Origin of the sequence: Leptolyngbya sp. FACHB-36, assembly GCF_014695955.1 — a bacterium.
In the GTDB taxonomy this organism is placed as follows: domain Bacteria; phylum Cyanobacteriota; class Cyanobacteriia; order Leptolyngbyales; family Leptolyngbyaceae; genus FACHB-36.
Genome location: NZ_JACJPG010000508.1, coordinates 1 through 7517, shown reverse-complemented (window position 1 = coordinate 7517; position 7517 = coordinate 1). Strand labels below are relative to the sequence as shown.

Below are 7517 nucleotides of genomic sequence, written 5' to 3'. Positions count from 1 at the left end.
TGCCCCAAGCTGCCATTCAGGGAGTGCTCTAGCTCGATCGGTTCGGTTTGACGGTGGCAAGTCCAGTAATCAGATAGGCGATACTGGCTGACCCGTCAGACTAAAGGCACGAGCTTCTACAATTTTGACCTTCAGGAGCTTGCCTTTGAGTTCAGCAATGTCGCCAGTAAAGAAGGTCAGGCGATTGCCGCGAGTGCGACCCATCACTTGCGTTGGGTTCTTTTCATTGCGGTCTTCGACTAGCACTTCTTCAACCCGGTTCAAATACCGCTGCGATCGCTCTGCCGCTTTTGCTGCCACGAGATGATTCAGGCGTTGTAGTCGATCGCTCTTGACCTCCTCACTCAGTTGAGTGTCCCAGAGAGCGGCAGGGGTGCCTGGACGCGGAGAATAAGCGGCAGTGTTCAACTGGTCGAAGCCAATGTCGTCTACGAGCTTGAGCGTGTTTTCAAACTGCTGCTCAGTTTCACCAGGAAACCCGACGATCGCGTCGGCGCTAATGGCGGCATCCGGCATGTGGTGACGAATCGTGTCGATAATGCGGCGATATTTCTCGTGCGTGTAGCCCCGCGCCATTGCTCTCAGCAGTTCGTTGTCGCCGGACTGAAACGGAATATGGAAATGTTCGCAGACCTTGGGCAACTCGGCGCAGGCGCGGATCAGCCGCTCGGTAAAGTAGCGGGGGTGGCTCGTTGCAAATCGAATTCGATCGACGCCCGGTACATCATGAACGTAGTACAGCAAATCTGTCAGCGTGTGCTGGTGCCGACCTTCTGGAGTGACTCCGGGCAGATCGCGCCCGTAGGCGTCGATGTTTTGTCCCAGCAGCGTTACCTCCTTGAAGCCTTGGCGTCCAAGTTCTTCCATCTCAGCACGGATTGATTCTGGGGTGCGGGATTGCTCGGTGCCACGCACGTTTGGAACCACGCAGTAGGTGCAGCGCTCGTTGCAGCCGTAGATCACGTTGACCCAAGCAGTCACAGTGCTATCGCGACGAGGCTTGGTAATGTCTTCAACAATATGAACTGGCTCAGTTGCCACGACTTGGCTGCCGTTAAACACCTGCTCTAGCAAGTCCTGTAGGCGATTGGCGTGCTGCGGACCCATCACTAAGTCGAGTTCGGGCACTCGTCGCAGCAGCATTTCTCCTTCCTGCTGCGCGACGCATCCCGCAACGACCAGCGTCAGGTCAGGCTGTTCTTGCTTGCGCTTTGCCTGTCTGCCCAGATAGGAGTAAACCTTTTGTTCGGCGTTGTCTCGAATGGTGCAGGTGTTGTAGAGAATTAGGTCGGCGTTGTCGGGTTGCTCTGCCCACTCAAAGCCCATCGTTTCCAGAATACCCGCCATGCGTTCGGAGTCGGCTTTGTTCATTTGGCAGCCGAAGGTGGTGATGTGGTAGCGGCGAGAAGCAGTCATGGACGGGCGCTGTGATAAGGTCAGTCTTCTATTATAGGGGAGCGATCGCCAACCCCTCTAAGCAACCGTCTGCCGCATAATTGCCCCTAAAAGTGGTCTCGCTTTCCGCGCAGGCGGGCAAACGTTTGAATGTCGTTTTCGGCTTGGGTGGCGTGTCGCAGCTCCGGCGTATCCCACCGAAGAAACGGGTTTGTGCGCTTTTCGATGCCTAAATTTGATGGCACGGTTGATTCTGCGCGACTTCTCGCCACTTGTACCTGAGAAAATCGCTGCTGCAAATCAGAATTGGCACGATCGACCGTTAAGGCGAATTGCAAGTTCTTCAGCGTGTATTCGTGGGCGCACCAAACGTAGGTTGTATCTGGCAGAGCGCGAATCTTGCTGAGAGACTGCACCATTTGCGCTGGGGTGCCCTCAAACAACCGACCGCAGCCACCCGAAAACAGGGTATCGCCGCAGAAGAGATCGCCCATCTGATCTGGATTTGCAGGCGGAAAGTAGTAGGCAATGTGCGCTCTGGTGTGACCCGGAACAAACAGCACCTCTGCACGGCGATCGCCAAACGTCACGTGATCGCCGTCTTGCAAGAACACGCTTTGTCCCGGAATCCGCCCGCGATCGTCGGCACCACCATACACGATCGCATTGGGAAAGCGCTGTAGCAGTTCGCTGTTGCCGCCGACGTGATCGCGGTGGTGATGCGTGTTAAAGATGGCGACGAGGCTGGCACCGAGTTGATCGAGACAGGGCAGCACCGGAGCCGCTTCTGCCGGATCGACGACCGCGGCGATCGACCGCGTTGGGTCGTGCAGAAGAAAGATGTAGTTATCGGAGAGAGCCGGAAGTCGTTGAACGTGCATAGGTGAATAGGAACAGCTACCAAAAGTTTACTAACTCTTCACAGTTCCTTCCATGCGCTTCATACTCTCTTGAAGTTACCTACTACACGATCGAAGGGTGTGGGCTAATGATAAAGTTCTGAACGAAAGATTAAACGCTTCACCTGCATCTCAAGTACCTACCATGCGGACTCTCCCCGGTAAAGGCAACTCAGCTACGAAACAGCTTGTCGATCGCATCCTCGCCGCTGGGCAGATGACCCGCCAAGAGTATTTGCATTTAACCTCAATGCTTCTGTCAACCAGCAAAATGACAGACGAAGAGCGGAGCCAGATTAACCGAATTTTTGATCAGATCCACGCAGGTCGAACGAAACTAGTGGATTAGAGTACGAGCTGAATTATTTGATTGCTCCTGCTGATCGCCGAGGGCAGCAGGAGCAATCGAACGCTTTGAGAACACGGCGATTGAGAGAGCAGTGAAACTAACTGGGGCGCTAGGATTCGAACCTAGGGATGGCGGGACCAAAACCCGCTGCCTTACCACTTGGCGACGCCCCAACGTCTTAGCCTCATTTATCCTAGCAGCAGAGGTGCCAAATCTGTCAAGGATTCACAAAGAACTAACGGCAACAATGTTCCAGCGTTCACGATCGACTAGGGCGAATAGGGGTTACAGGCAGGCTGGACGATCGCTCATTTTGCGCCCGTTGCTAAATACTCGTGGTACCGCTGCCGCAGTTGCTCGACGCTGAGCGATTGAGTCCAGTACTCCGTTACCGCGTGCCCAAACGCCCATGCGGTGCGATCGGGCGACGCCGAGTTTTCTAGCAGTACCGACCACAGCGCCAGCAAATCGAAGTTGCGGACGTTGGGATTTCCCGGACTCAGTAGATTGAACAGGTCGTACGTCATCTGGAGCTTACCCAGCACGATCGGCACCTGCTCCACAGGAATTTTTGCCATCAGCACTTGTGCGAGCGCGGGCGATCCGGTGGTCAGCGTAGACAAAAACGTCAGCACCGGGCTTTTTAGCAGCGTGGTCAGTCCCTGAGTCGTCGCCATCTGAAATGTGTAGTGGTCAATGATGTTGCTGGCAGCGATCGTGCGGCTGTCTAGATTGCGCAGGAAGCGAGCCAGTCGGAGCTGCTTGGCAGGGGAAACGGTCTCTAGCAGCGACAGCGACAGCGCGTCAATGCCCCAGGCTGTTCGACCACTGGCAGCATCGCGGGTGACCACTGGCAGCACGAGGTTGCAGAACGTCCCTAGGAGGTCAGCGCGATACTGCGTAGCCTCTCGAATCGCCACTTCCTTGGGGCGATCGCCCGCCTGCCAGTCGTAGGGTGGGTTCCACTCGCGGATGGGGCGCAGACGGTCTACTTGGGTGACAATGGCGATCGTTGGTAGGTCAGACACAGCGGCTTTTGCATCTTTCAAAAAGTCCGCGTCCATTTGCAGGGCGGGATCGAGGGCAGGCGTCACTAACAGCAGCAGATCGGCTTGGTGGAGGGCATCCAGCACGTGCTCCCGCAGTTCTGCGTGATTTGCCTGCTCGTAACCCGGAGTGTCCCACAGCGTTAGCGTTTCGCCTGTGTCTGCCTGCCAGTGGTAGTCTTGCAAACGATCGGTGCTGGGCAGCACATCCACCGCGGCTTGCGCCTCGACAAATAGCGTGTTGACAAGACTGCTTTTTCCGGCACCCGTACGCCCAACAAGCAAAATATTAACGGGTTTTTGCTCCAGTGTCTCTGGCGGCTGTGCCTGAGTCAGAATCTCACGGAGAGTTTGCGACTGTGCTTTGGGCGGCGGTGCAGCGGGTATTTCCCGCACTCGTGCCGCACCGCTATAGAGAGCGATCGCTTGTCGTCCCAGATTTTGCAGGGCGGCTTCCCGCAAAAGCTGACTCAGATTGACAATGAGCTGTTGGGTCGCTTGATCGCTGTATCGCTGCGTTGCACGACGGGCGACCGCAGCAGCAGGATTTAGCACCCACTGCGCCAGATTCCACACCCGCCAAATCTTCCGCGCCGATGGCTCTAACTTCTGGTAAAGCTCGTATGCCTGATAGGCTTGCCCGATCGTGATTTGGTTCAGTGCCGGAGACAGCTTTTGCATCCACTGGTCCAGGTCGTCTACGGTGCCGCGCAAAAGCGTGTATGCCTGCGGAATGTAGATATTGAGCAGCGGACGTGGCACATCCGGGTTGTACGTATGGGCGATCGCTTCAATGAGCTGCTGACAGCGCCGCCAAAAGGTTTCCCAGTCCTCCCACAGGGCGGCGTCCGATCGTGCCTCCTCTAACACTCGCTGCAAGGCGGCTTCTGCCTGCTGTGCGGGTTGGTTGCCCGCTGTCGACGCATCGCTGGACAGCGTTCCTAACTCTTCCGTCACCTCTGCAACCAAGGTTTGCATCTGTTGCAGCGCGGGCTGCGTCCACGTCACGAGCAACCATCGCCAACCTGCAAACGCCACTACAACCACGGCCCAGATCCAGCTAATCCCCCAGTGCTGAATCTGAATCCCTGCTGCTACCAGCAAAAAGCCAACAATCGCGGCGATCGGCAACGCCAAAACAATCCACTGCCACAGTTTGAGTCGCACCATTTCTCTCGCCTGAGCGCTGCTTTTAGTGTAGTCGCTGCTAGCAGAGAGGTCATTGCGTTAGAACTTATCAAGCTTCAGATTGAGTTGCAGCATCGACTGTACTTGATCGATCGTGACCAGCTTGACTGGAAGATTGCCTGAAAGAACTGCCAACGCTAGCGTAATGGCGATCGCGTGCAGGGCAACAGAGCTTTTGGAGAGCAGTGAGTCAGACATAACGACTCCGGATGGGATTGACTCTGTTATGCCATTCTTTGCCCCCACCTCTGCGTGATGTTAACGGCGATCTAGCACGATTTAAATCACAGGTCTTAAACGATGACATCTTACTTTGGGTAACCTGCTGCCAGCGTTTCGGCTGAGTCGAAGGGTTGCGTTGGATTACGGCGTTGACGAGCGCAAACAGTTGACTCAGTTGCGTTCAGAGGGCTTAGCTGGCTACACTCATTCCGAACAATGCATTTTGTGAGCGTCTTCGTGAATCGACTGCTGTTGGTGCTGTCTCCGATGTTGGCGATCGCGGCGGCTCTGCTAGTCGGAGCCGGACTGATCGCGCTGGTGGGCGTGAATCCCTTCGCCGCTTACGCTATTTTGTTCAATGAGTCGCTGGCAAGCTACTACGGATTTGGCAATACGCTCACCAAGATGGCACCGCTACTGCTGACGAGTTTGGGCGTGCTGGTGGCGCTAAAAGCGGGACAGTTCAACATTGGCGGCGAAGGGCAAATCTACATGGGCGGCTTGGGCAGCGCGATCGTTGGGCTGTCGCTGCGCGGCTTACCCGCGATCGTTCACGTTCCTCTCGCCCTGCTGGGCGGCTTTCTGCTGGGGGCACTCTGGGGACTGATTCCGGGCTACCTCAAGGCGGTGCGCGGCGTGAATGAAGTCATTACCACGCTGCTCCTGAACTACATTGGACAAAACTTGGTCAGCTATCTGGTCAGCGCTCCTCTAAAAGACCCGAACGCGCCCACGCCCTACAGTCTGGCGATCGCCCCCTCGGCTCAGTTGCCAATCCTGCTGCCGCAGACCCAAACCCACGCGGGCATTCTGATTGGATTAATCGCTGCACTCGCGCTGTGGATTGTGTTTACTCAATCGTCGTTCGGGTACCGAATTGAAACTGTGGGACAGAACCCGATCGCAGCGCGCTACGCCGGGATCTCGGTTGAGCGGACGATTATGCTGGTGATGGCGCTGGCAGGTGGGCTGGCAGGACTGGCAGGCTGTAGTGAGGTTCTGGGACTGAAGTATCGTCTGTTCGAGAACTTTTCGCCAGGATACGGGTTCGATGCGATTGCGATCGCCTTTCTCAGTCGAGGCAGTATTCCCGGCGTGGTGTTGATCTCTTTGTTTTTTGGAGCGCTACGGGCAGGCGCGAATGTAATGCAGCGCAGCGCAGGCGTTCCGGTAACGGTAGTCTATGCGATTCAGGGGCTCACGGTGCTGTTCATCGCCATTAGTTTGGTTCTGGAACGGCGCGTTGTGAAGCCTGCACCTGAAGCATAGCCAGTTTTGCTTCCAGACGACTGCCAGAATCTAAGGATATTCAATCAGAACGGGACCTTCTGGGATGAAGCGAGGTTGATAATTCGCTTTCTTATTCTTGGCTCGCAAATTCCCAATTGGAATGGGAGTTTTCAACTGTTCTAACTCTTGAACTTCCCAGAATACTGCCCAAACCGGACTATCCGTTGCCGTAGATTTGGGGCGAAAGATCGCTTTGCTGGGATACCGTCCCCGGCGAGAGCCGACATAGCTGACATACAGCCCACGCCAAGTTACCTCCGGGTTTAATGGCTGCTCTGCCTTTGGGTTCATGGCATAGATGAGGACCTCGATCGCCTTGCCAGCGCGCAGCTTTTCGGCTTCAGCAAACACTTCAAACTCCATACTGCCAAATGCAACTTTCGGTAGCTGGTCGGGCGGTAACTCGTCTGAATCTAGTTGAGCGGCAATTGCTTCCAAGCCAGAAATTAAATGTACCTCTGGAACCGGGGCAAGGATAGCGAAGGCGCGAGTCTTTTGCATGAATTCACCTGTACAACAAATCGATCTTTCCAGCTTGCTAGTCGCTGACCAAGTTTCTGGCTGAGCGCAAGCTGTACTGAACATCACTAGCGTTACAAGTCTACTTGAGTTGTAGCTCTGTCGAAAAGGAGACGAATTGGTAGACCCTAGAGGATGTTTGAATCGGAGTGGATACAGGCATCCTAGTGATGCTTAGCCCGATTGAAGCAGAGCAGTGATGCTGCAACTGATGGAGCATCAGACAGAGCAACGGCACTCAAGCCTCTCTTGCTGTCTGCTACCAAAGTAGGTTCGGACTCAATCAGCTAACGGCTCGGTCAGAAATCCATAAGGGCTAATTTGAAGAACGTAAATCCACGCGCTGGAGCGCAGTTGTGCGGTAAGATGCTTCAAACCCGTTGGCGATCTGAGCTGCTAAACTCCGTTCTCCTGCTCGTAAAGCTTCCTCAAACAGTTGCCAAAGGAGTTCACGTCGATCGCTGCGATTTGGGATGGTTTTAATCGTCTCTAGGGCAAATCCCATTGCCTCACTTGCACGACCTGCTTCACCTTGAGTCGCATACGCCTGAGCAATTATCGCCCAATTCCCAGCTTTCACGTTAGGGGCCTGAATGTCTGCATTGATCT

At 55.1% G+C, this 7517-nt stretch carries 8 protein-coding genes and 1 tRNA gene; 2 read left to right on the top strand and 7 right to left on the bottom strand.

All coding sequences use genetic code 11. The annotated features are described in order from the left end of the window. Positions 1-69: 69 nt before the first annotated feature. A complete protein-coding gene (gene miaB / locus H6F43_RS14525) occupies positions 70-1416 on the bottom strand; it encodes a tRNA (N6-isopentenyl adenosine(37)-C2)-methylthiotransferase MiaB (RefSeq protein WP_190343450.1) in 1347 nt (448 codons plus the stop codon). 86 nt (positions 1417-1502) lie between these two features. Beyond that, positions 1503-2276, bottom strand: a complete 774-nt coding sequence (gene gloB / locus H6F43_RS14520; RefSeq protein WP_190343449.1) for a hydroxyacylglutathione hydrolase — start codon at positions 2274-2276, stop codon at positions 1503-1505. Positions 2277-2439: 163 nt separating this feature from the next. Between gloB and H6F43_RS14515 the strand changes: the two genes are divergently transcribed. Then, the gene (locus H6F43_RS14515; RefSeq protein ID WP_190343448.1) at positions 2440-2643 is read left to right on the top strand and encodes a hypothetical protein; all 204 of its coding nucleotides are present in this window, start codon (positions 2440-2442) and stop codon (positions 2641-2643) included. 101 nt (positions 2644-2744) lie between these two features. Here H6F43_RS14515 and H6F43_RS14510 read toward each other — a convergent pair. From H6F43_RS14510 to H6F43_RS14500, 3 genes are all read right to left on the bottom strand, one after another. Next, positions 2745-2816 (bottom strand) — tRNA-Gln (locus H6F43_RS14510). Between the two features lie 135 nt (positions 2817-2951). Further along, a complete protein-coding gene (locus H6F43_RS14505; protein ID WP_190343447.1) occupies positions 2952-4859 on the bottom strand; it encodes a GTPase in 1908 nt (635 codons plus the stop codon). Positions 4860-4916: 57 nt separating this feature from the next. Continuing rightward, on the bottom strand, positions 4917-5075 hold the full coding sequence (locus H6F43_RS14500) for a hypothetical protein (protein ID WP_190343446.1): 159 nt from the start codon (positions 5073-5075) through the stop codon (positions 4917-4919). A 240-nt stretch (positions 5076-5315) separates the two neighbouring features. Between H6F43_RS14500 and H6F43_RS14495 the strand changes: the two genes are divergently transcribed. Next, the gene (locus H6F43_RS14495) at positions 5316-6368 is read left to right on the top strand and encodes an ABC transporter permease (protein WP_190343445.1); all 1053 of its coding nucleotides are present in this window, start codon (positions 5316-5318) and stop codon (positions 6366-6368) included. 30 nt (positions 6369-6398) lie between these two features. On the opposite strand, the gene H6F43_RS14490 is transcribed toward H6F43_RS14495, so the two are convergent. Both H6F43_RS14490 and H6F43_RS14485 read right to left on the bottom strand, forming a co-directional pair. Continuing rightward, on the bottom strand, positions 6399-6890 hold the full coding sequence (locus H6F43_RS14490; protein ID WP_190343444.1) for a hypothetical protein: 492 nt from the start codon (positions 6888-6890) through the stop codon (positions 6399-6401). Between the two features lie 334 nt (positions 6891-7224). Further along, the coding region (locus tag H6F43_RS14485; protein ID WP_206754570.1) for a hypothetical protein at positions 7225-7517 on the bottom strand (293 nt) is incomplete at its 5' end.

What these genes read in the sequence shown, in the direction of transcription:
- miaB (WP_190343450.1), bottom strand. Translation starts at nt 1,416, where the DNA reads ATGACTGCTTCTCGCCGCTACCACATCACCACCTTCGGCTGCCAAATG.
- gloB (WP_190343449.1), bottom strand. Translation starts at nt 2,276, where the DNA reads ATGCACGTTCAACGACTTCCGGCTCTCTCCGATAACTACATCTTTCTT.
- H6F43_RS14515 (WP_190343448.1), top strand. Translation starts at nt 2,440, where the DNA reads ATGCGGACTCTCCCCGGTAAAGGCAACTCAGCTACGAAACAGCTTGTC.
- H6F43_RS14505 (WP_190343447.1), bottom strand. Translation starts at nt 4,859, where the DNA reads ATGGTGCGACTCAAACTGTGGCAGTGGATTGTTTTGGCGTTGCCGATC.
- H6F43_RS14500 (WP_190343446.1), bottom strand. Translation starts at nt 5,075, where the DNA reads ATGTCTGACTCACTGCTCTCCAAAAGCTCTGTTGCCCTGCACGCGATC.
- H6F43_RS14495 (WP_190343445.1), top strand. Translation starts at nt 5,316, where the DNA reads ATGCATTTTGTGAGCGTCTTCGTGAATCGACTGCTGTTGGTGCTGTCT.
- H6F43_RS14490 (WP_190343444.1), bottom strand. Translation starts at nt 6,890, where the DNA reads ATGCAAAAGACTCGCGCCTTCGCTATCCTTGCCCCGGTTCCAGAGGTA.